Origin of the sequence: Streptomyces sp. NPDC018029 (assembly GCF_044327655.1) — a bacterium.
Classification (GTDB): domain Bacteria; phylum Actinomycetota; class Actinomycetes; order Streptomycetales; family Streptomycetaceae; genus Streptomyces.
Map to the genome: position 1 here is coordinate 957,325 of NZ_JBIRFV010000002.1, position 22,473 is coordinate 979,797.

General features: G+C 73.8%; 20 protein-coding genes. 5 read left to right on the forward strand and 15 right to left on the reverse strand.

Features of this window, described 5'->3' with window-relative positions; genetic code table 11:
• Positions 1–151 precede the first annotated feature (151 nt).
• Entirely contained in the window at positions 152–1,399 is a 1,248-nt protein-coding gene (locus tag ACH4D5_RS08415) for a PucR family transcriptional regulator (RefSeq protein ID WP_398299887.1), read from the forward strand.
• A gap of 449 nt (positions 1,400–1,848) precedes the next feature.
• Here ACH4D5_RS08415 and ACH4D5_RS08420 read toward each other — a convergent pair whose 3' ends face one another.
• Positions 1,849–3,009: a glycerate kinase gene (locus ACH4D5_RS08420; protein ID WP_398299889.1), complete on the reverse strand. Its 1,161-nt coding sequence runs from the start codon at positions 3,007–3,009 to the stop codon at positions 1,849–1,851.
• 210 nt (positions 3,010–3,219) lie between these two features.
• Between ACH4D5_RS08420 and ACH4D5_RS08425 the strand changes: the two genes are divergently transcribed.
• Positions 3,220–3,732 (forward strand): NUDIX domain-containing protein, encoded by a 513-nt coding sequence (locus tag ACH4D5_RS08425; protein ID WP_398299891.1) that lies wholly within the window; start codon positions 3,220–3,222, stop codon positions 3,730–3,732.
• Positions 3,733–3,774: 42 nt separating this feature from the next.
• Here ACH4D5_RS08425 and ACH4D5_RS08430 read toward each other — a convergent pair whose 3' ends face one another.
• The 5 genes from ACH4D5_RS08430 to ACH4D5_RS08450 form a co-directional block, all read right to left on the reverse strand.
• On the reverse strand, positions 3,775–4,278 hold the full coding sequence (locus ACH4D5_RS08430) for a methylated-DNA--[protein]-cysteine S-methyltransferase (protein WP_398300015.1): 504 nt from the start codon (positions 4,276–4,278) through the stop codon (positions 3,775–3,777).
• A gap of 39 nt (positions 4,279–4,317) precedes the next feature.
• Positions 4,318–5,799 (reverse strand): AlkA N-terminal domain-containing protein, encoded by a 1,482-nt coding sequence (locus tag ACH4D5_RS08435; RefSeq protein WP_398299892.1) that lies wholly within the window; start codon positions 5,797–5,799, stop codon positions 4,318–4,320.
• Positions 5,800–5,886: 87 nt separating this feature from the next.
• Positions 5,887–6,420 (reverse strand): O-acetyl-ADP-ribose deacetylase, encoded by a 534-nt coding sequence (locus tag ACH4D5_RS08440; RefSeq protein ID WP_398299894.1) that lies wholly within the window; start codon positions 6,418–6,420, stop codon positions 5,887–5,889.
• Positions 6,417–7,829, reverse strand: a complete 1,413-nt coding sequence (locus ACH4D5_RS08445) for a phytoene desaturase family protein (protein ID WP_398300017.1) — start codon at positions 7,827–7,829, stop codon at positions 6,417–6,419. Before ACH4D5_RS08445 ends, ACH4D5_RS08440 begins: the two co-directional genes overlap by 4 nt.
• A gap of 92 nt (positions 7,830–7,921) precedes the next feature.
• Entirely contained in the window at positions 7,922–8,749 is an 828-nt protein-coding gene (locus ACH4D5_RS08450; protein WP_398299896.1) for an inositol monophosphatase family protein, read from the reverse strand.
• Between the two features lie 148 nt (positions 8,750–8,897).
• On the opposite strand from ACH4D5_RS08450, the gene ACH4D5_RS08455 reads away from it, so the two are divergent.
• The gene (locus ACH4D5_RS08455; protein ID WP_398299898.1) at positions 8,898–9,959 is read left to right on the forward strand and encodes a hypothetical protein; all 1,062 of its coding nucleotides are present in this window, start codon (positions 8,898–8,900) and stop codon (positions 9,957–9,959) included.
• Positions 9,960–9,979: 20 nt separating this feature from the next.
• Here ACH4D5_RS08455 and ACH4D5_RS08460 read toward each other — a convergent pair whose 3' ends face one another.
• The 9 genes from ACH4D5_RS08460 to ACH4D5_RS08500 form a co-directional block, all read right to left on the reverse strand.
• Positions 9,980–11,815, reverse strand: a complete 1,836-nt coding sequence (locus ACH4D5_RS08460; RefSeq protein WP_398299900.1) for a gamma-glutamyltransferase family protein — start codon at positions 11,813–11,815, stop codon at positions 9,980–9,982.
• 101 nt (positions 11,816–11,916) lie between these two features.
• Complete coding sequence (locus ACH4D5_RS08465; protein WP_398299902.1) at positions 11,917–12,999, reverse strand: transaldolase family protein; 1,083 nt, start codon at positions 12,997–12,999, stop codon at positions 11,917–11,919.
• Positions 13,000–13,080: 81 nt separating this feature from the next.
• On the reverse strand, positions 13,081–14,091 hold the full coding sequence (locus ACH4D5_RS08470) for a ketoacyl-ACP synthase III family protein (RefSeq protein ID WP_398299904.1): 1,011 nt from the start codon (positions 14,089–14,091) through the stop codon (positions 13,081–13,083).
• A gap of 46 nt (positions 14,092–14,137) precedes the next feature.
• A complete protein-coding gene (locus tag ACH4D5_RS08475) occupies positions 14,138–15,256 on the reverse strand; it encodes a VOC family protein (RefSeq protein ID WP_398299905.1) in 1,119 nt (372 codons plus the stop codon).
• A 62-nt stretch (positions 15,257–15,318) separates the two neighbouring features.
• On the reverse strand, positions 15,319–16,104 hold the full coding sequence (locus tag ACH4D5_RS08480; RefSeq protein WP_398299907.1) for an SDR family oxidoreductase: 786 nt from the start codon (positions 16,102–16,104) through the stop codon (positions 15,319–15,321).
• Between the two features lie 119 nt (positions 16,105–16,223).
• Positions 16,224–17,321 carry a zinc-binding dehydrogenase gene (locus tag ACH4D5_RS08485; protein ID WP_398299908.1) on the reverse strand — a complete coding sequence of 366 codons (1,098 nt, stop codon included), beginning with the start codon at positions 17,319–17,321 and terminating at the stop codon, positions 16,224–16,226.
• Positions 17,322–17,337: 16 nt separating this feature from the next.
• Positions 17,338–17,820 (reverse strand): hypothetical protein, encoded by a 483-nt coding sequence (locus ACH4D5_RS08490; protein WP_398299910.1) that lies wholly within the window; start codon positions 17,818–17,820, stop codon positions 17,338–17,340.
• Positions 17,817–18,665 carry a cupin domain-containing protein gene (locus ACH4D5_RS08495; RefSeq protein WP_398299912.1) on the reverse strand — a complete coding sequence of 283 codons (849 nt, stop codon included), beginning with the start codon at positions 18,663–18,665 and terminating at the stop codon, positions 17,817–17,819. The genes ACH4D5_RS08490 and ACH4D5_RS08495 overlap by 4 nt, the downstream gene beginning before the upstream one ends.
• Positions 18,658–19,956: a sedoheptulose 7-phosphate cyclase gene (locus ACH4D5_RS08500; RefSeq protein ID WP_398299914.1), complete on the reverse strand. Its 1,299-nt coding sequence runs from the start codon at positions 19,954–19,956 to the stop codon at positions 18,658–18,660. Before ACH4D5_RS08500 ends, ACH4D5_RS08495 begins: the two co-directional genes overlap by 8 nt.
• A gap of 237 nt (positions 19,957–20,193) precedes the next feature.
• Here ACH4D5_RS08500 and ACH4D5_RS08505 point away from each other — a divergent pair, with 237 nt between their 5' ends.
• Together ACH4D5_RS08505 and ACH4D5_RS08510 are read left to right on the forward strand one after the other, a co-directional pair.
• Positions 20,194–21,105, forward strand: coding sequence for an NADP-dependent oxidoreductase (locus ACH4D5_RS08505; RefSeq protein WP_398299916.1), 912 nt, complete (start codon positions 20,194–20,196; stop codon positions 21,103–21,105).
• An 87-nt stretch (positions 21,106–21,192) separates the two neighbouring features.
• Positions 21,193–22,437, forward strand: a complete 1,245-nt coding sequence (locus tag ACH4D5_RS08510) for an MFS transporter (RefSeq protein ID WP_398299918.1) — start codon at positions 21,193–21,195, stop codon at positions 22,435–22,437.
• Positions 22,438–22,473 lie beyond the last annotated feature (36 nt).

Sequence of the window (22,473 nt, forward strand, 5' to 3'; positions counted from 1 at the left end):
ACGGGCAGCGGGCGAAACGCTGCGGGGGACCAGTGGCGGCGTCCCCCGGTTGTGCACGCGCACAACACCGCGTGTCAGGGGCCTGCCGGAGTGGCCCGACGAGTGGCATCCTCCGGACGACGACGTCTTGGAGCGCGGCGACGGGGGAACGATGACCGGACCCACAAAGAGCGGACGCAGGCCTCGGACCGGACACGACTGGAAACTCCTCAAGGAGGCGTGCACGGCTCTCCTGCCGCGCCTGCCCGAGCTGGTCGACGAACATCTGCGGCAGCTCGGCGAGCACTCGCCGGTGTACGGGCGCGTGCTGCCGTACGACGTGCAGTGGCGGGAGGCCGAGGAGGCGATGCGGATCGGCATCGAGGCGATCTCCGCCCCGCGGGCCTCGCCGCGCCGCGACCTGGAGTACGCGGAGGAGGCCGGGCGGCGCCGGGCCCAGCAGGGCCTGCCGCTCGACCTGGTGGTGCACTCGTACCGCAACGCGGGCTATCTGGTGTGGGACTCGCTCCTGGAGGGGACGGCGGGCAAGGACCCGGAGAAGCTGGCGGTCCTGATGCGCTCGGCGACGATGGTGTGGTCGGCGGTGGACGCGCAGGCCGCGGTGGCGTCCGACGCGTACCGTGCGACGGAGCTGGAGTTGCGGCGGCGCACGGACGAGCAGTTGCAGGCGCTGCTCGACGCGCTCCTGGAGGGCCGTTCGGCGCCGGGGCTCGCGGCGCGTGCGGCGGCCGGGCTCGACCTGCCCGAGCACGGCCCGTACGCGGTGGTGGTGCTCCGCGTGGACCGGCGCGACGGCCGTGAGGCGTTCCACCGGCAGATCCAGCGGACGGGGTTCCGCTTCATCTGGCGGATGCGGACGGACTGCGAGGTCGGCGTGGTGGCGCTCGGCGCGGCGGCCGGTGACGGCGAGGAGAGCGGTCTGGACGGGCTCGCCCGGCTCCTCGACGGACGCTGTCCGGGGCCCGGCGGGATCAGCCCCGTGGTCGGCGGGCTCGCGGAGCTTGGCCACGCCCGGCGGCTCGCGGAACTCGCGCTGCGCACCTGCCCGCCCGGCGCGACGGACATCGTGCGCCTGGACCGGCGGATGCCGACGGCCCTGGTGGTGAGCCAGCCCGAGCTGGCGGGGCGCCTGGTGAAGGACGTGCTCGGCGAGGTCCTCGCCCTCGAACCGGCGGACCGTGCGGTGCTGTTGGAGACGCTGGACGCGTGGCTGGCCTGCGAGGGCTCGGCCGGCCGGGCGGCCGGCCGTCTCTACTGCCACCGCAACACGGTGTTCAACCGCCTCCGCCGCCTGGAACAACTGACCACCCGCTCCCTGGCCCGCCCCCGCGACCTGGTGGAGGTGGCACTGGCGATAGAGGCCCACCGCCTGTCCCCGGGCGGGACGGGCGCCCCTTGAGGGGGGCGCGGGGAGCTGCGCCCCTCAAGGGGCGCGGGCCTGGGGGCGCGGGCCTAGCGCGGCCCAGGGGGCGCGTGCCTAGCGGCGCAGGCCCAGGGGGCGCAGGCCTAGCGGCGCGGGTCAGGGGGCGCGGGCCTAGCGGCGCAGGCCCAGGGGGCGCGGGTCAGGGGCGCAGGCCAAGGAGCCCGGGCCTAGGGGCGCAGGCCCAGGGGGCGCGGGTCAGGGGCGCAGGCCACGGGGGCGGGGCTAGGGGTGCAGGCCGCGGGGGCGGGCTCAGGGGCGCGGGGAACTGCGCGAGCAACCCCCACGACCCGCACCCGGCAAAGCCCCCGGACCACGCAGGACGAGCGCCCCTCAAGGGGCGCGGGGAACTGCGCGAGCAACCCCACACCACCCGCACCCCGACAAAGACCCCGAACCAGGCAGACGCCCCCGGAACCCGCCCAGGCCTACACCAAGTAATCCCGGCCCAACCGCTCCGCAAGCGTCTCCAGGATCGGCCCCGCTTCGGCAATGCACCGCGCCACATCCGGCTCGACGTCGGTCAGGGCGTACGCACGGCGGATCCCCGCCTTGCCGAGCACCTCCGGGGCGAGCGCGAGGCGGCCGCAGACCGCGACGACCTCGACCCCGGCGGCCCGCGCGGCGGCGGCCACCCCGGCGGGGGCCTTGCCGTGCAGGGTCTGCTCGTCGAGGGAGCCCTCGCCGGTGATGACGAGCGTGGCCCGCTCCAGCGCGGGCGCGAAGCCGAGCACGTCGAGCATGACCTCGATGCCGGGCCGGAAGCCCGCCCCGAGCCCGACCAGCGCGCCGTACCCGATGCCGCCCGCGGCGCCGGCCCCCGGCGACTGCGCGTACTCGGCGGCCTTGGGGCCGATGGACTTCTCCAGAACCGTGGCGAAGTGGGCGAGCGCGGCGTCCAGCGCGGCGACGTCCTCCGGGCAGGCACCCTTCTGCGGCCCGTACACCGCGGGCGCGCCCTTCGGCCCGGTCAGCGGGTTGTCCACATCGCTGGCGAGCACGATCTCGACATCCTCGAGCCGCGGGTCGAGGCCCGTCAGATCCGCGGTGGCCAGGTCCTTCAGCGGACCGCCGCCCGGCGCGACGGGCTCACCCTCCGCGTCCAGGAAACGCGCGCCGAGCGCGGCCAGCATGCCCGCGCCGCCGTCGGTCGTGGCGCTGCCGCCGACGCCGAAGACGATGGTGCGGGCCCCTGCGTCGAGCGCGGCGCGGATCAGCTCCCCGGAGCCGTACGTGGTGGCCGTGAGCGGCGCGAAGACGCCGTCGGGGAGCAGCTGGAGGCCCGAGGCCTCGGCCATCTCCACCACGGCGGTGCCGTCCTTCAGGGCGTACGCCGCCGTCACCGCGTTGCCGAGCGGTCCCGTGACGCGCACCTCGCGGCGCTCGAAACCGCCCGCGACGGCCGCGGCGACCGTGCCGTCGCCGCCGTCGGCGACGGGCAGCGCCTCGACCTCCGTGCCGGGGGCGACGCGGCGGAGCCCGGCCGTCACCCGCTCGGCGACCTGCACGGCCGTGAGCGAACCCTTGAACTTGTCCGCGGCGATGAGGACACGCTGCCCGTGTCCCGTCGTTCCTGCAGCGTCCGCCACCTTGCATTCCCCTTGCTTTCCGGGCCTTGCTCGCGTCAAGGCAGTCGCGCCGCTGCGACCATAACCGCAGACAGGGCCCGCTGCCCATGGCCGCCCGGGACGCGAGACGACGCACCCCGGGGAAAAATCACCTGATTTCGCCCCATAGCGGTGCGTCACGAGCAGGGAAATGATCGATCAGCCCGGGCCCACGCTGGCTACCCTTTCCCGATGACCACTCATGACGCGCAGGACTACGCCACGTACATCGCAGGACTCCCCCGCGTCCTCGTGGGAGCCGCCGCGCTCTTCCGGGACGCGGAGGGCCGGGTCCTGCTCGTCGAGCCCAACTACCGCGAGGGCTGGGCGCTGCCCGGCGGGACCGTCGAGTCGGACGACGGGGAGACGCCGCGACAGGGGGCACGCCGGGAGACCCTCGAGGAGATAGGGCTCGATGTGGAGCCGGGGCCGCTGCTCGTGGTCGACTGGGTGCCGCCGGGCCCCCTGCGGCCGCGGCCGCCGCTGATCGCCTACCTGTACGACGGTGGCGTGCTCGGCACCGAGCAGCTGAAGTCGATCCGCCTGCAGGAGGAGGAGCTGCTCTCCTGGCGGCTGGTGGCCCCCGAGGACCTCGCGGCGCACCTGCCCGACGAGCTCGGGCGCCGGGTCGCCGTCGCGCTCGACGTGCTGGCGCGGGGCGAGGGCCCGGCGGAGCTGGAGGACGGGCACCGGGTCGGCCGCTGACCCGGCACCCGCGCACGCGCGCGCGGTGGGCCATCGGCACCGTCAGAACAGCGCGTCCTCGGGGACCCTCGCCGAGCCGCCCTCGAAGGCCAGCAGCCGCTGCTTGCGGTCGAGCCCGCCGCCGTACCCCGTCAGGCTGCCGTTGGCGCCGATGACGCGGTGGCAGGGCACGATGACGCCGATCGGGTTCTTCCCGTTGGCGAGGCCGACCGCGCGTGAGGCGTTGGGCTTGCCGAGGGCTTCGGCGAGTTCGCCGTACGTACGGGTCTCGCCGTAGGGGATCCGCTGGAGCTCGCGCCAGACCGTGCGCTGGAACGGCGTGCCGTCGAGCCGCAGCGGCACGTCGAACTCCGTCAGCTCCCCCGCGAAGTAGGCCTCCAGCTGGCTGATCGCCGCACCGAACGGTGCCGGGTCCCGGTCGCCGAAGGTCTCCTCGGGCGGGCGGTGGCGCTGCTCGGTCATGTAGAGGCCGCTGAGCACGCCGTCGGTGGCGACGAGGGTGAGCGGCCCGTAGGGGCTGTCGATGAGTGTGTGCAGACGTTCCATGCGCTCCGTGCGTTCCCTTCGTTCCATGCGTGAAGTCCCTTACGCGGGGATCGAGTTGATCGGGTGGTCGTCGGTGGCCCACAGGTACTGGACCGCGTACGCCCGCCAGGGCCGCCAGGCGGCGGCGCGTGCGGTGAGCGCGGCAGGAGTGTGCGGCAGGCCGAGCTCCTTCGCCGCACGGCGGATGCCGAGGTCGGAGGGGAGGAACGCGTCGGGGTCGCCGAGCGCCCGCATCGCGATGACCTCGACCGTCCAGGGGCCGAAGCCGGGGAGCTCGGTGAGCCGGGCGCGGGCCTCGTCCCAGTCGCTCGCCACGCCGAGGCCGATTCTGCCGTCGGCGAGGTGGCGTACCAGCGTCGTCAGGGTGGAGCGGCGGCTGCGGGGCAGGGCGAGGGTGTCGGGGTCCAGTGCGGCGAGGTCGTCCGGGGTGGGGAAGAGGTGGGTGAGGCCGCCCTCGGGATCCTCGACAGGACGGCCGTGCGCGGTGACCAGGCGGGCGGCGTGGGTGCGGGCGGCGGCCGTGGAGACCTGCTGGCCTAGGACGGCGCGCACGGCGAACTCGGCCTCGTCGACGGTGCGCGGCACGCGCCGCCCCGGCGCCTTGTCGACGAGCGGCGCGAGCAGCGGGTCGGTCCGCAGCCGGCCGTCGACGGCGGCCGGGTCGGCGTCCAGGTCGAGCATGCGGCGGCAGCGGCTGATGGCGATGGTCAGGTCGCGCGGGTCGGTGAGGCTCAGCCGGCAGCCGATGTGCTCGGGGTGCGGGGTGAGGGCGACGACGCCGTGTCCGTAGGGGAGGTTCAGGGTCCTGCGGTACGCCCCGTTCCGCCACTCCTCGACGCCGGGCACGGCGGTGGCGACGAGGTGCCCGAAGAGGTTGTCGGGGTTGAGGGGCGCGCGGAACGGCAGCCGCAGCGAGAGGACCCCGCCCGGCGTCCCGGCCGGTGCGGCGCCGGTCCGCTTGGGCGCGCGGGCGCGGAGCTCGCCGGGGGCGAGGGCGAAGACCTCGCGGACCGTGTCGTTGAAGGTGCGGATGGAGGAGAAGCCGGCGGCGAAGGCGATCTCCGCCATGGGCAGTTCGGTGGTCTCGATGAGCAGCCGGGCGGTCTGCGCGCGCTGGGCGCGGGCGAGCGCGAGCGGTCCGGCGCCGAGTTCGGCGAGCAGCTGCCGTTCGACCTGCCGGGTGCTGTAGCCGAGGCGGGCCGCGAGGCCGGGGACGCCGTCGCGGTCGACGACTCCGTCACCGATGAGGCGCATGGCGCGGGCCACGAGGTCGGCCCGCTGGTTCCACTCCGGAGAGCCGGGGCTGCTGTCCGGGCGGCACCGCTTGCAGGCCCGGAAGCCGGCCTGCTGGCAGGCGGCGGCGCTCGGGTAGAACGTCATGTTCTCGGCCTTGGGCGGTACGACGGGGCAGCTGGGGCGGCAGTAGATCCGGGTGGTGACGACAGCCGTGAAGAACCAGCCGTCGAAGCGGGCGTCCTTCGACTGAACGGCGCGTACACAGCGCTCTGTGTCGGTGTGCATGCCGTCAAGGATCGCGGGTCCCGGCCCGTGTGGCTGGCGAGAATCCGACATCGACCTCGCACTGCCAGGGGCGTCTCCGCTCGCCGCCTACCCCCGCTCTGCCTCCGCGAGCGCCGCCGCGAACGCGTCGTGGGCGGCCCGGTCGAAGAGCACGAACCGCACCTCGTCGAAGAGCGCGGTGTCGGCGGCCTCCCGGACCGTCCGGACCGCGGTGCGGGCCGCGTCGTCGAGCGGCCAGCGGTAGACGCCGGTGGAGATGGCGGGGAAGGCGACCGTACGCGCGCCGAGCTCGGCGGCGATGCGCAGGGACTCGCGGTGGCAGGAGGCGAGCAGCTCGGAGCGGTCCTCGGTGGCGGACCAGACCGGGCCGACGGTGTGGATGACATGGTCGGCGTCGAGCCGTCCCGCGGTGGTGGCGACGGCGTGGCCGGTGGGCAGTCCCTTGCCGAGGTGGGCGGCGCGCAGGCGTCGGCAGTCGGCGAGGATGTCGGGGCCGCCGCGCCGGTGGATGGCGCCGTCGACGCCTCCGCCGCCGAGCAGCGAGGAGTTGGCGGCGTTCACGATGGCGTCGGCGCGCTGCTGGGTGATGTCCCCCTGGACGAGGGTGATCCGGACGGTCACTGCTGTCTCCTGAGCGTCTTCCACACGGCCTTCGCGGCGTTGTGCCCGGACATGCCGTGCACGCCGGGGCCCGGCGGTGTCGCGGACGAGCAGAGGAAGACGGCCGGATGGCGGGTGGTGTACGGGAAGAGGGAGAGCTTGGGCCGCAGCAGCAGTTGCAGTCCGCTCGCGGCGCCGCAGGCGATGTCGCCGCCGACGTAATTGGGGTTGTGCGCGGCGAGTTCGCGTGGGCCTGCGGTGGCGCGGGCGAGGACGCGGTCGCGGAAGCCGGGGGCGAAGCGCTCCAGCTGGCGCTCGATCGCGTCGGTGAGGTCGCCGTCCCAGCCGTTCGGGACGTGGCCGTACGTCCAGAAGACGTGTTTGCCCTCCGGGGCCCGGGAGGGGTCGACGACGCTGGGCTGCACGGTGATCAGGAAGGGGGTCTCCGGCGCCCGCCGCGTGCGCGAGGCGGCGTGCAGGGCGGCGCCGATGTCCTTGCTGCCCGGGCCGATCTGCACCGTTCCGGCGGTCCGCGGCTCCTCGGCGGTCCAGGGGACGGGCCCGTCGAGCGCGTAGTCGATCTTGAAGACGCTCGCTCCGTACCGGTAGCCCTCATAGGCCCGGCCGAGCCCGGCGATCCTCGCGAGCGCGGTCGGCGAGGTGTCGAAGACGTAGGCACGGGCGGGCGGCAGGTCGTCGAGCCGCTTGACCTCGAAGTCCGTGTGGACGGAGCCGCCGAGGTCCTTCAGATACGCGGTGAGGGCGTCGGAGATGGACTGCGAGCCGCCACGGGCGACGGGCCAGCCGCGGGCGTGCGCGGCGAGCGCGAAGACCAGGCCCACGCCGCCGGTGACGATGCCGTCGAGCGGCGCGATGACGTGCGCGACGAGGCCCGCGAACAGGGCGCGCGCCCGGTCGTCGCGGAAGCGGCGCATCAGCCATGTCGACGGCGGCAGCCCGGCGAGGCCGAACCGGGCGAGGGTCACCGGGTCCCGCGGCAGCGAGCTCATCGGCAGGGACATGAAGTCCCGCAGCAGCACGTCCCAGTGGGGCAGGAAGGGCTCCACCAGCCTTCGGTACGCCCCCGCGTCGCGCGGCCCGAAGGAGGCGGCGGTCTCGGCGACGGAACGGGACAGGACGGCGGCCGTGCCGTCCGGGAAGGGGTGCGCCATGGGCAGCGGGGGCTGGAGCCACTCGAGGCCGTACCGGTCGAGGGGCATGGCGCGGAACGCCGGGGAGTTGACGCCCAGTGGATGTGCGGCGGAACAGGGGTCGTGGCGGAAGCCGGGCAGCGTCAGCTCCTGCGTCCGCGCACCGCCTCCCACCGTGCTCTTCGCCTCGAAGACGGCGACGGAGAAGCCGCGGCGGGCCAGCTCGACGGCAGCGGTCAGCCCGTTCGGTCCCGCTCCCACGATGACGGCGTCAAGCATCGACGGCACCTTCGGACTCCTTCGTCAGCCGATGGCCTGTGCCGCCCAGGATAGGACGGGGCACCCGCCCCACTTCCCGGGCCCCTGCCAGGTCAGGCGGCGCCCGCGAGGAGGCCGGCGACCCGGCGGGCCGTGGCGGCGTCACGGGCCGCGGTGAAGGGCAGGGCATTGCCCCCGCCGATACGGAACGGCTCCCCCGTCAGCGTCAGGTCGGTGCCGCCCGCCTCGGACACGAGCAGCAGTCCCGCGGCGTGGTCCCAGTCCAGCTCCCACGAGAACGCGATGGCGTCCAGCTCCCCCTTGGCTATGGCGAGATACTCCAGCCCGGCCGAGCCGCACGGCCGCGGCCGCACGCCGTCGACCCCCAGCCCCAGCAGGGCCCGCTTCTGCTCCTCCGTGGTGTAGTCCGGGTGGGAGGTGGCGACCTGCACGTCCGCTCCCGCCTCCGGCGAGCCGGCCGTCAGCCGCTGCCCGTTCAGCCAGGCGCCCCGGCCGCGGACCGCCACGGCGAACTGGTCGAGCATGGGCGCGTACGTCCAGGAGGCATACACCTCACCGCGCACCGCGAGGGCGACGAGCATGCAGAAACCCGGGTCGCCGTTGACGAACTGGCGCGTCCCGTCGACCGGGTCGACGATCCATACGGGCGCGTCTCCGCGTATCGCCTCGTACGTCGACGGGTCGGCGTGGACCGCTTCCTCACCCACGACGACCGACCCCGGAAGGAGGGCGGCGAGGTCGACGGTCAGCTGCTCCTCCGCGCGGCGGTCGGCGACCGTCACCATGTCGTGCGGGCCGCTCTTCTCCACGACGTCACCCGCGGCGAGCTGCCGGAAACGAGGGGTGACCTCCGCTGCGGCGGCCTTGCGGAGCGCCTCTTCCACGTCGCGCACCCCGTGCGCCAAGAACTCTTCGATCATGCCCCCATGAGAGCACGCCCCACTGACATCCCGTACGCCTCCGGCAAACGCGCCCTTAACCCCGCGTGAACCCCTGGCGCCTCACCCCGACAGCCCATGGGATCATGCGTTCGACCGATCAGGGGGCACGCGAGATGGGGAGTGCGGCGTGAGCGGAGCCGGGGGGCAGGACGGGTCGTCCGTGTCCGACGAGGAGTGGGAGCGGTTCCTCCGGGAATCGGAGGCGGGCGGGGCCGGGGCTCCGGTGGAGCCGTCGGCACGCGCCCGTGAGGTGGAGCGCCGGCTGCGCTCCGAGCGGCCGGAGGGCTGGCGCACCTACTCACCGCCCCGGCCCCGGCGCAGAACGGGCCGGTACGTGACGGGACTCCTGGTGGCCGTGGCCCTGCTGGTCGCGGCACTCTTCCCCCGGCAGATCCTCGGCTGGTTCGACGGCGACGACGCCGGCCATGACAGGACGACGTCGGCCGCCGACACGGACCTGCCCACCCGGACCGCCCCCTTCCGGGGCTCGCCCGCCGCCCGCTGGGCCGACGGGGCGGCCGGCATCAGGATGCCGACGGCCAAGGCGACCGGCTGGATGGACGCCGCCGAGGTGGAACGAGCGCTTCAGCGGAGCCGGGATTTCATGGTCGACGCGGGGCTCGACCCCCGCGTACTCCGCGGCGAGCGGCCCAAGAAGGCGCTCGCGGTGGTGAACCCGCACCAGAAGGACGTCCAGAAGTACCTCCGCACCGCCCTGACAGCGAAGGCACCCACGTCCAAGAACAACCCTCTCCTCCTGTTCAGCCGTTTCCGGCCCGAGGAGACCCGCCTGGTCGGTGATGTCGTGAAGACCCGCGGCGGGCTCACGTACCGGGAAGGGAAGCGGGGTGCGGTCGAGGTGACGGCGGACGTCACCTTCGTGTACCCGGTCACGCCGGCGGGCGACGACGCGGAGGTCCTCCGTACGATCGTGCGGCGCGAGGTGGTGATGAGCTGGGACGACCCGGCCGAGGTCATCACCGAACCGGGCACCATGTCCCTCGTCTCGTACACGCTCGACATGACCAACGGCGGCTGCTCCGCCCCGACCGGCTACTTCGAGCCGCCCTTCGACAAGGCCGACGGACGAGCGGCCGACGAGTCCCGCCGGATCGACCCGTACGACCGCAGCAAGCCGATCGAATCGACACCCGCGGACAACGACTGCGCGACCGCCACCCGCTCCTAGAACCGCCCCTGGAACCCCGGCTAGCGCCCCACCGCGTACCCCTGCATCCCCCGCGCGTTGGCCGCCCCGTACAACACCCCGCTCCCCGCGTCCCGCGCCACCGCGCACAGCCGCCCCTCCGACCAAGAACCGCCCACCGTCACGTCATGCCCCCTCCGCCGCAGTTCCTCCACCACTTCCGGAGCCGTGCGTGATTCGACCGTGAGGCTGCCGGGCCGCATGCCCCGCGGATGGAAGGACCCGGGGAACGACTCCGTGTGCCAGTTGGGCGCGTCGATCGCGCCCTGGAGGTCGAGTCCGCCCCGCACGGCGTCCCGCAGCACCACCCCCAGGAAGAAGTGCACCTGCCACTGGTCCTGCTGATCGCCTCCCGGCGTGCCGAAGGCGAGGACCGGCACTCCCTCCTTCAGCGCCAGCGACGGCGAGAGAGTCGTCCGAGGGCGCCTCCCCGGTGTGAGGGAGTTGGGCAGCCCCTCCTCCAGCCACGCCATCTGCAACCGCGTCCCCAGCGGGAAGCCCAGCTCGGGCACGACGGGGTTGGACTGGAGCCATCCACCGCTGGGCGTGGCGGACAGCATGTTTCCCCAGCGGTCGACGATGTCGACATGGCAGGTGTCGCCGCGCGTGCCCCCGTCGCCGGCCACCGTCGGCTCCCCCGCCCCGGCGGCCGCGGTACCGCCCCATCTCTCGAGGTCCGCCACCTCTCCCGATGCCACCGCGTACGCGTGCGCGGAGAGCCGCGGCTCGCGCCCGCCCGGCGCTCCGGGCCGCAACCGGTACGACGCCTTGTCCTCGATGAGCCGCCGCCGCACCGCGTTGTACTCGGCGGAAAGCAACTCCCACACCGGCACGCCCTCTTCCCCGGCGTCGCCATACCAGGCCTCCCGGTCCGCCATGGCCAACTTGCAGCCTTCGACGAGGAGATGGACGTACTCGGCGGAGCCGTACGCCGGAAGCTCGTCGACGGTCCGGGGCAGCAGCGCGAACTGCTGCAGGAACGCGGGGCCTTGGCTCCAGCCGCCGGCCTTGCACAGGGTCCAGCCGTTCCAGTCGTAGGTGACGGGCTCCTCGTAGGAGGCGCTCCACGCCCGCAGGTCCTCCGCCGAGAGCGTGCCCACGTGCCGCTCACCACTCGTGTCCATGGTGGGTCGCCCGGCCTGCCGCACGAGCGCCTCGGCGATGAACCCACCGCGCCACACCTCACGCGCGGCCTCGATCTGCGCCACCCGCGATCCGCCGGCCGCACCGGCCGCGGCCTCCGCCTCCGCCAGCAGCCGCCGCCAGGTCGCCGCGAGCGCGGGGTTGCGGAACAGCTCGCCGGGGCGCGGGGGCTTGCCGCCGGGGAGGTAGACCTCGGCCGACGTGGGCCACTCGCGCTCGAAGAGCTCCCGTACCGTCGCCACGGTCTCGCCGACCCGCTCCACGGGCGCGTGCCCGTCCTCCGCGTATCCGATGGCGTACTTGAGGACGTCCGCGAGCGATTTCGTGCCGTGGTCCCGCAGGAGCAGCATCCACGCGTCGAAGGCCCCGGGCACGGCAGCGGCGAGGGGTCCGGTGCCGGGCACCAGGTCGAGCCCGAGCGAGCGGTAGTCGGCCACGGTGGCGCCCGCGGGCGCGCAGCCCTGCCCGCAGAGCACGCGCACCTCACCCCCGGCGGGCGCGAGGATGATCGGGACCTCGCCCGCGGGACCGTTCAGGTGCGGTTCGACCACATGCAGCACGAACCCCGCGGCGACGGCGGCATCGAAGGCGTTGCCGCCGTCCTCCAGTACGGCCATCGCGGACTGGGAGGCGAGCCAGTGGGTGGACGACACCATGCCGAAGGTGCCCTGGAGGGTCGGTCGGGTCGTGAACACAGGACCTCTTGCCTCGCTGATTCTTGGTGTCGGGACGGGAGTTGGACGCCCGGGGACAGACTTCCCCCAGCAGGCTATCGACCGTCGCCCCGCACCTCCTGTCAGGCCGGTGCCAGCGACCGGTGTGCCTCGGAGCGGAACGTCGTCGCACCCGCGGGGGTCGCCCGGGGGGCCGGGGCGGTCGGGAGGAGTGCGCCGACGCCGCGGGCCGCCCGGACTTCCGTGGCCTTCGAGGCCTCAGGGGCCTCAGGGACCTGAGGGGCCTTCGTGGCCAAGGACTCCACCGAGACGCCGAACCAGTCCAGGTACGCCAGCGTCCGCTCGGCGTCGGCGTAGTGCCGCCACACCCGGTCGCCGCTCACCGTGCCGGACTCCGCGAGGGTGTGCGCCGCGGCCGGGGTCATCGCCGCGGCCGTCCTCCTCGTCACCAGTTCCTGCACGGCGTGGGCCGCGCGGGACGGGGAAGCCGTGCCGGTCACCCACATCGGCTTCGGCTCGGGGGTGCCGGCGGCCGCCAGCGCTCCCCAGCGCGCCGAGGAGAACGTCATCTCGTGCGTACGGTGCGCGAGGCGGGCGCACGCCAGGCCCGCCCGGCCCCTGAGCGCCTTGGCCTCGTCGGAGCCGATGAGGTCCAGGCGGGCGTCGATGTCCGCGTCGACGCCGGTCACGTCGAAGGAGATGAAGGAGGGCGAGCGGGTCGACCCGTCCAGTGCGGCCAACAGGGCGGCGGCCGCCCGCCCGTACTGGCGCGGCGAGCGCACCCCGGACACCTCCACGGCGATGCCCAGCGCGCACAGCGCCCTCAGGGTCGCCGTGTCGGCCGCCTCGGCGGGGAGGCGGACGACCACATTGGGGCGGCCGATCTCGTCGCGCACGGCACGGGCCCGAGCGACCCAGGCGGAGGCTCCGGCCGCCGGCTGTGCGGGCAGCGGGACGGAGACCAGGCCCCTGGCTCCGCCGCTCGCCCGGTGCCGCGGCAGCAGGTGGTCGCAGGCCCTCCTGATCTCGTCGGCGGGGTCGGCCCCGGCCGCGGAACCGGCTTGTGGGGCGCCCATGCGGGCCCCCGCCACGTCACCCTGTGCGAGCGCGCGGCGGACCTCGCGCGCCGCGCCCTCGGTGGTGGCCGACACGTCGATCCATACGTCGACGCCCTCGGCCCTCAACCGCTTCCAGGCGTGATTCATCGCCCCGTCCCTCTCCTCGTATTCCCCACGTCGAATCCCGTCACGTCGATGCCCGCGCAACCGCCGGGCCGTGACGTTCCGTCAGCTCTTTTCCAGGACCGCGCAGGTCCAGCTGAAGCCCGCGCCCACTCCCACGAGCAGCACCCTGTCGCCGCTGGCCAGCGCGTCGTCCGCCAGGAGCTTCGCCAGGCCGGCCGCCTGGTCCCCGGCGCCCAAGTGGCCCACTGTCAGGCCGTATTCCTGGAGCGTCACCTCGGGCTGTATGCCGAGCGGGGCCAGGCACTGCAGTTGGGAGAGCCGGGCGCCGAAGAAGGGGACGACCACGGCCGCCATCTCGTGGATGTCGGCGCCGGCCTCGGCGAGGCAGTTCTTGACGGCGGACATCATGCCCGTCTCGTTGCGCGTCGTGACCTCTTCCTGGGAACGCCCGCGCAGGAACCCCTTCTTGCGCGCGACCAGGTCGAGCGGCCCCGCCTGGCTTCCGCTCGGCAGGAACGGCTCGTCACCGCGGTGCAGCCCTTCCAGCATCGGCTGTGAGTAAGACGACGTGGCGACGAGGCGCAGCGTCCCCGGCGTGCGGGAGAGGACGACGCCCGTCCCCGCGTCGCCGAACGCGAGGCCCCGGTCGGTGCTCCAGCGGGGGAAGGCCGGGTCGGCGAACCGGTCGCCCGTGGTGACCAGGGCCGCCCGTGTGGCGGGGACCGCCGTGAGGCGCGCGGCCGCGTTCTCCAGCGCGCTCATCCCCCCGTTGGACATCTGCCGCAGCTCGTACGCCACGCAGTCGCCGTGGCCGAGCACCCGGTCCTGGATGTACGCAGCCGTGTTCCAGAACTCCAAGCCCTGGTACCAGCAGTCCGCGTGGATCAGCAGCCCCACGTCCTGCGCGTCCCGGCCGCTGCGGGCGAGCGCCGCACGGCCCGCGGCGACGGCGAGCTCGGGCCCGCTCCGCCCGACGCTCACCGACACGGAACGCTGTGCGCTCCGCTCGATCTCCTCTGCGGGCAGCAGGCCGGCGGCCACCGCCTCACGGCCGGTCTGCAGCTCCCCGAACTCGGCGGCCGCGCCCTCCACGTAGATGTCGTCCCAGCGCACTCGCCCACCCCTTCCTGATCCGGTCCTCGTCCTCGGCCCGTGCGGCTCAGCGGTTGCTCCACCGCGGGCTCGGGCCGAACCTGCGTGCCTGCGTGTGGCGCTCGTACGGCATGCCGGGCGGCATGTTGAGCACCTCCAGCTGAAAACCGCCCACACCGCGGAAGTAGACCCAGCGGTCACCGTGGATCGGGCCGCCGTCCTCGATCAGCTGGGGGTCGCCGAGCACCTCGGCGCCGTCCGTCCGGGCGAGCCACGCGGCGGCGCGCTCGACGTCGTCGACGAAGAACGCGAGGTGGTGGCCGCCCACGTCGCTGTTGCGTGGCCGCTCGGTGCGGCGGCCCTCGGCCTCGAAGCCGCTGAGCTCGACGGTGGTGACCGGGCCGAGCCGGATCGCCGCGGTGTCCTTGCGGAACGGCCCGGCCACGGCGTACCGGCGCCGCGCCGTGTCGGCGTCCACCGACTCGGCGGTGCGGTGGACGAGTTCGCCGCCCATCGGGCCGGTGAAGAAGGCGACGGCCTCGTCGAGGTCGGCCACCGAGTAGCCGACGTGGCCGATGCCGAGGGCGCCGGGCAGCCCGCGCGCCCAGTCGCCCGCGGGCCGGTACACGCGCGCCTCGGTCTCCCGCTCGTAAGGCAGCACGGCCGCCGTTTGGCGCAGTTCGATGCGCATGCCCCAGTCGGTGAGCAGGTGGACGCGGCGGTTGCCGGCCGCCGGGCCGCTCTCGTCCGTCCAGGGCTCGCCGACGGCCTGGACCTGCGGGGACCGCGTGGCCGCGGCGAGCGCCTCGTCCAGGTCGCGCACGTGGATACCGATGTGGTGCCCGCCCACGTCGGTGAACTCCGGTGCCGAGCGCCGCTGTCCGGGCGCGGTGTACTCGAACAGCTCCAGGTTGCTGTCCGGTCCGAGGCGCAGCATCGCGATGTGCGCGCTCGCGCGCGGGTGGACGCCGAGCTGGCGGGCCATCCAGTCGCTGTCCGGCTCCTCGACCGGGCCGAGCCGGTAGAGGACGTCGGCGCCGAGCACCGTGGTGCAGAACTCCACGGCCGCGTCCAGGTCCGCGACGGTGTAGGCGTAGTGGTCGACGTTGCGGGCAGTGGGGATGGACGTGGCGGCCGGGGTGTCCGTGGTCTCCATGGTGGGCGCCGTCGTGGCGGTGGGTGACATGACTCTGCTCCAGGGTTGCGGGGTGCACCCGGGGTGCACGCGGGGAGGGGCGGCGGCGGGGGTCAGACGGTGCCGGCGTGGGCCGCGTTGGCGACCGCCGCGGAGAGCGCCATGCCGCCGTCGATCAGGGTCGACGTGCCCGTGGTGTAGGCGGCCGCGGGCGACGCCAGGTAGGCGACGAGGGCGGCGACCTCGTCCGGGCGGCCGGGGCGGCCCGCGGGGATGGCAGGACGGGCGATCTCGGCGGCGTCCATGCCGGCCGGGACGTTGTTCATCGGGGTGGCGGTCTCGCCCGGCGCCACGGCGTTCACGGTGATGCCGTGCTCGGCCAGGTCCAGCGCCATCGCCTTGGTCAGCGCGCCCAGGCCGCCCTTGGCGGCGCAGTAGGTGCTGCCCTCCCCGATCGGGATGTGCTCGTGGATGCTGGTGATGTTGATGATGCGCCCGCCGCGGCCCTGCTCGATCATGCGCGCGGCCGCGATCTGACTCAGCCGGAACGGGCTGGTCAGATTGACGTCGAGGATGCGCTGCCAGTCCTCGAGGGTCTCCTCGACGACGGTCGCGCGTCGGTTCAGGCCCGCGTTGTTCACCAGTACGTCGATGCCGCCGAGCGTCTCGACGCAGGCCCGCAGGGTCTCCCCCGCCGCTGCCGGGTCGGTGAGGTCGAGCCCGAGGGTCTCGGCCCGTACGCCGTGCCGTACGGCGAGCCCGTCGGCGATCTCCTTGGCCGCGGCCGCCTGCCGTCCGTAACCGATGACGAGGTCGAAGCCGGCCGCGGCGAGCGCCTCGGCAACGGCCGCGCCGATACCCGAACTGGCGCCGGTGACGACGGCGATGGGGCGATTCATGGGGTGCCCTTTCTGGTGTGGTGGGTGGGGTGAAGTGGGGTGAGGTGGAGGGGGTGGGCCGGGGAGCCCCTGACGCCGCCGGGGGAGGTGCGTCAGGGGCGGTCGCCGGCCATGCCCCTTCAGGGGCGGGGCGTCAGTGAGAGGGCCACCTTGGGTGCGGCCCGGCGCCCCCTCTCCAGGAGCTCGAACGCCTTGTCGACGTCGGCGAGTTCGAAGACGTCGGCGATCATGCCCTTCGCCGAGAGAACGCCCTCGGCGAAGAGCCGCAGCGCGCGCTCGTAGTAGTCGAGCCCGTGCCGCACGCCGGTCATGGTGACGCCGCGCAGCACCAGCTCGGAGGCGTCGACGGCCGGCAGCGGGTCATTGGGCACGCCGACCGCCGCGATGCGGCCTCCGACGTCCGCCACCCGCAGCGCCTCCAGGAGGGCAGGCACCGCGCCGGACGCCTCGATGACGACGTCGTACTCGCCGTCGCGCGCCTCACCGGGCAGGAAGGCATGTTCCGCCCCCATCCGCAGCGCCGCGCCGATGCCCGCGTCGTCGATGCCGACCACGTCGACCGTGCCGGCCACGCGGCGGGCCATCTGGACGGCGAGCAGGCCCATGGTGCCGGTGCCGAAGACGAGGACGCGCTCGCCGGGGAAGACCCCGACCTTGTCCAGCGCCGCGAGCACCGTGACCGCCGGCTCCGCGAGCGCCGCCGCGAAGTCGTCGACGCCCGGCGGGACCTTCGTCAGGGACTGGGCGGGGAGCCGGATGAACTCCGCCGCCGCGCCCTGCTGTCCGTAGAGGCCGACTTCCTTCAGTTGCGAGCACTCGTTGCGGTGGCCCCGCTGGCAGGCGCGGCAGCCCCCGCAGGAGAGCATGGTCTGCCCGACGACCCGGTCGCCGATCTCCAGCTGCCGTGAGTACTGGCAGTTCCCGGCGATCGCCACCACACGTCCGACCCACTCGTGGCCGAACACGTGGGGCATCGTGGCCCGGCCGTCCCGCACATAACTGGCCGTGCCGTGCAGGAGTTCGAGGTCGGTGCCGCAGATGCCGACCGTCGTGGGGGCCACCAGGACGTACCCGAGCTCGGGGCCCGGTATCTCCACCTCCACCTGGCCGACCTTGTTGGCGTCCATGATCGCGGCAGCGCTCATGGAACCGTGCGGCCAGCGCCCGCACAGCAGGTCGTCCGTGGGAGGCAGCACCTTTTCGTGGTGTTCAGCCAACGTATCCGCTCCTCGGTCAGTGCCCGCCGTCGATCGGCGGGCGGAAAATCGGGGTCTGCTCACGCGCCGGCAACTCCGGCACCCTGGCCGGCAGTCGCGAGACGACGTCGGCCGGCAGCACGCGTACGGCGAGGAGGTCGAGCCCCTCGGCTCCCGCGGTGACCCGCACCGCGGCACGGGCTCCGACGAGCAGCGCGCCACCGGCGTCGAGCGTGCGCTCTTCCGCCGCACCGCCGCCGTCATCGGCCCCGGGCCCGGTCGCGGCCTCGGTGTGCACCGACGCCGATCCGGCGACCGCGTAGAGGGCGGCCTCGGTGCCGTGGGCCGGCTCGTGCGTCCAGGTGGCGCCGGGGGCCAGCCACAGCTGCTCGAAGGCCTCGCACTCGCTGTGCAACATGCCCCGGCGGGCGAGGCAGCGCCAGGTGCCGCCCGTACCACCGGAGTCCGGGGCGGCCGGGCGCAGGCGGAAGGAGGGCGGGGCGGGTGTGCTGACGATCACCGGGCGGCCTCCGACGACGCGACGGCGACCTCGGCGTGGAACAGCTCGAGGCCGCCCTCGCGGTCCGCGCCGATGCGGGCCCGCGTGCCCAGCGGCAGCGTCACGGCCGTGCCCGGGTGGAGTTCGGCGGTGCCGCTGCCGTTCTCGACCCAGCCCGTGCCGGAGACCACGAACACCATGTGCTCGCGCCCGTCCGCGGTCAGCTCGACGGTGCCCGAGGCGTCGACCGTCTCCAGGGCGACGGACCGCATGGGGCCGGTGAAGACGCCGGACGGGGAGACGGAGCGCTCGGCTCGCAGGTCGTGAAGGCGTGCGGTGCGCACCGGGCGCTCCTCCTTGGCGGGGGCGGGGGCAGAGACAGAGACAGGGGTGGGGGCGGCGGGCGTGTCCGGGCCGTCGGCGCCGAGTGCCGCGCTGAAGTGGGGCGAACGCATCTCGATGACCAGCCAGGCCAGATCGCTGTCGCCCGTGTTGCGCAGGCCGTGGACGGTGCCGAGGCCGGTGAGGATCAGCGAGCCGGGGGCGATGGGGTGGGCGGTGCCGTTGAGGTAGATCTCGCCGGTCCCGGAGAGGATGAAGTAGACCTCCTCGGTCCGGGTGTGCAGGTGCTCACCGCTGACGCCGCCCGGCGGGACGCACGCCCATTCGACGGCTTCCCAGCCGCCGCGCAGATCCGCTCCGGACGCGAGGGCCTTCCAGCGGGTCACCCCCGTGGTGCCGTGCACGCCATGGATCTCGGCGGGGCCGCTGACATCGCCGACGATCACCGCGGCACCGGAGATCGCTCTCGCGGCACCGGAGGTCACTCCCCGAACCGGGGCCGGCGCGTAGGCGGTCTCAGACATGCTGCGGACCTCCCACGCGGCGGCCCACTGTGCGCAGTTCCGCGACGCCGTCGAGCAGTTCCTGTTCGGTGAGGTCGTTGACGAAGGTGACGTCGCCGATGCCCACCGGGAGCGGGAGGCGCTGCCGGCCGTCGCGGTGGCGGACGGTGTCGCGCAGCGCGGCGGTGAGGAGCTCCGGCTGGTCGAGGAGGTCGTCCCAGGCGGGCAGTTCCAGTGCGTGCATCACGTCGTAGACGCGCTGTGCGTCCACGTCGTCGATCAGGCCGCGCCGCCGGGCGAGGGCCGTGGTGAGGGCCATGTCGACGCAGACGGCCTCGCCGTGCAGCAGCGCGGGCAGGGCGCGCATCTCGACGGTCGGGCTGAAGGTGTGCCCGTAGTCGACCGAGCGCTCCAGCTTGGCTTCCCACAGGTTGGGCTGCAGCTCTTCGAGCATGCCCTGGATGGCGCGGCGCACGACCTCGCGCGCGGCGTCCTCGCCCGCTTCGCTCTCGCCCTGGAACTTCTCGTTCAGCAGCAGCGGGCCGTAGCGCTCCAGGACGTCGAAGAGCCGCGCGTCCTTGATCAGGGCGATCTTGAGGATCTCGGCGAGGCCGTTGCCGATGTGCCGGCGGTCGAGCGTGGCGAGGAAGGTGCGGTCCAGGAGGGTGAGGTCGGCAGGGAAGTAGGTGCCGAGCCGGTTCTTGTGCCCGTTGAAGTTGACCCCGGTCTTGGCGCCCACGCCCGCGTCCACCAGGCCGATCAGGGTGGTGGGGACGCGGATGAAGGGGGTGCCGCGGCGGTAGAGGCTGCTCGCCAGGCCGACGATGTCCATGAGGACGCCGCCGCCGATGACGATGAGGGGCTCCCTGCGCCGGTCCACGCCGAAGGCGTCGAGCTCCTCGACGATGCGGGCCGCGGTCTCGAAGCTCTTGACGGTCTCGTCGGCGGGGACGACACAGATGACGTGCTCGACGTCGTGGTAGTCGAAGTAGGCTCGGATACGGTTGCCGTGCAGCAGGTCGACGTCGGAGTCGAGCACCACGAACCGGCGCAGGCGCTTGCCGGGAGCGGCCGCCGGTTCGAGCAGGTCCGTGCGCTCGAAGTCGAACAGGCCGTCGGCGACGCGCACTTCGTAGCTGACCGGCTTGGCGGTGCGGACCACCCACGCGTCGATGCGCTCGCTGTAGGCGTACAGCCCCGCGCCGGGCTGCGCCGCGACGACTGCGTCACCGGCGGAGCCGGCCGCCCCGTACTCGGTGGCGTTGGCGCGCTCGCTGGGTCGGCCCAGAAGCGCCGAAATGTTGCCGGACACGGATCACCTCAACTGGTTCGGAGAGTGGTTCGGTAAGCGGTGCGGTAAGCGATGCGAAGAGAGGCTCTCGGTGCTGGAGAGCGACTTAATCTATGCATTCTCAAGCAATCACTCGCAAGGCCGATCGGCCATTTCCTGGACTTGGCGAAGTAGCAACGCATGGCCCGCCAGGGCGCGAGAGAAGAACAGAACGACTGCTACGTTCTCCCGTAATCACATATCTGCAGGAGGACACACGTGCGTGCCAGCTCCCTTCCCCGCTACGGGGGCCCCGAACTGCTGACCGTGGCCGAGCTGCCCCGCCCCACGCCCGCGCCGGGACAGATCCTGGTCCGCGTCGCGGCGTCGGCGGTGAACCCGGTCGACCTCGAAGTGCGTTCGGGGGCGGCGGCCGGCAACATCCGCCACGGCTTCCCGATGATCCTCGGCTGGGACCTCTCCGGCGTCGTGGAGGAGTGCGGCCCCGAGGTGGACCGCTTCACCGCGGGCGACCGGGTCGTCGCCATGTCGGCCCAGATGGCCACCGGGGTGGGCACCCACGCGCAGTACGTCGCGCTCGACGCCGCACTCGCCGCGCCCGCCCCGAGCACCGCCGAACTCCCGCACGCCGCCGCGCTGCCGCTCGCCGGGCTCACCGCCCACCAGGCGCTCGAAGCCCTCGCCCCGCCGGCGGGCGGCACCGTGCTCGTCACCGGCGCGACCGGGGCCGTCGGCGGTTTCGCCGTCCAACTGGCCGTCTCCCGCGGCCTGAAGGTGCTCGCCTTCGGACGGCCCGACGACACCGACCGGCTGCGCGCGCTGGGCGCCCACGAGACGTACTCCGACGAGCACCCCGTGCCGCCCGGCGCCGCCGACGCCCTCCTGGAGACCGCGGGACTGCCCGCCTCCATCGCCGGGGTGCGCGACGGCGGCCGCGCCGTCTCGATCGTGCCGACGGCCCCGCCCGTCGCGGAACGCGGCATCGACGTACGCATGTCGTTCGTGGAGCAGGACGGCCGGCGCCTCGAAGAGCTCTCCGCCCTGGTGGACGAGGGCGTGCTCACCCTGCGGGTGGCCGCGACGTTCCCGCTGGCGGAGGTGGGCGAGGCGCACCGGCGCCTGGCGGCGGGCGGCTCCCGCGGCAAGCTGCTGATCTCGCCCTGGGACTGAGCGCCCGTGCCAGGGCCCCGGCTCCGAGCCAGGCGCCTGTCGTGACGTGACCTGATCCCGACCCCGACCCCGTGACTTGGAACAGCCATGCCGTTTGCCCTCTTCCCCTTGATGCTCTGCGTCTTCAGCGTCGGCAGCGCGGAGCTGGTCGTCGCCGGTGTGCTGCCCGCCATCGCCGGTGACCTGGACGTCTCCCTGTCCGACGCGGGCCTGCTCGTGACGGCGTACGCGCTCGGCGTCGTGGTCCTCGGCCCGCTCGTCACCCTCGCCACCAGCCGGGTGCCCCGCACTCCCCTGCTCCTCGGCCTGATGGGCCTGTTCACGGCGAGCAACGTGCTCGCCGCCCTGGCCCCCACCTATGCGGTCCTGATGACCGCCCGCGTCCTCTCGGCGATCACCCACTGCACCCTGTTCGCGGTCTGCATCGTCGTCGCGGGATCGCTGGCGGAGAAGGGCAAGGAGGCCTCGGCCGTGTCGCGGGTCGCCGTCGGCCTCAACCTCGCCACCGTGCTCGGTGTGCCGCTCGGCGTCCTCCTCGAGGAGCACTTCGGCTGGCGGTCGGCGTTCTGGAGCATCGCCGGGCTGAGCCTGTTCGCCCTCGCCCTGGTCGCCTGGCGGCCGCCCGCCGCGCCCGTGCCGGTCGCCGGCGGGTCCGGTGGCGTCGGTGCCGAACTGCGGGTGCTGCGAAGCCGCACGGTCCAGACGGCCATCCTGCTCACCGCGCTGGCGATGGCGGGCGTCTTCACCGCGTACACCTTCGTGAACCCCATCCTCACCTCGATGGGCGGGTTCGCCGACTCGACCGTCAGCTGGCTGCTGCTGCTCGTCGGCTGCGGCTCCCTCGTCGGCAACCTCATCGGCGGCAAGCTGGCCGACCGGGCGCTGATGCCCTCCCTCGTCGGCGTCCTCGCGGTGCTCGGCGCCGACCTCGCCCTGATGGCGCTCGGCGGCAGCGTGCCCTGGCTCCTGCTCGTCCTGCTCGTCGTCTTCGGCGCCGCCTACTTCGCCGTCATGCCGGGGCTGCAGGCACGCATCCTGACCGGGGCCGGGGACGGGGCGCCCACGCTCGCCATCGCCATCAACATCGGCGCCTTCAACATCGGCATCGCCTTCGGCGCCTGGTTCGGCGGCCAGCTCCTCGGCCTGGACCTCGGGCTGCGTGTGGTCATCGCCGCCTCGGCCCTCCTCTCCTGGCTCGCGACGGCCGTCGCGGTCGGCGAGCTCAGGAAGGACCGGCGCGCCGCGCGCGGTGCCGCCGCGCCCGCCCCGGCCGCCCCGGCCCCCGTTCCGACTTCCCGCGTTCCCGCCGCGGCCGACGCCTCGACCGACTGAGGCCGACGACCCGGCCATCCCCGCTGCAGCAACCAG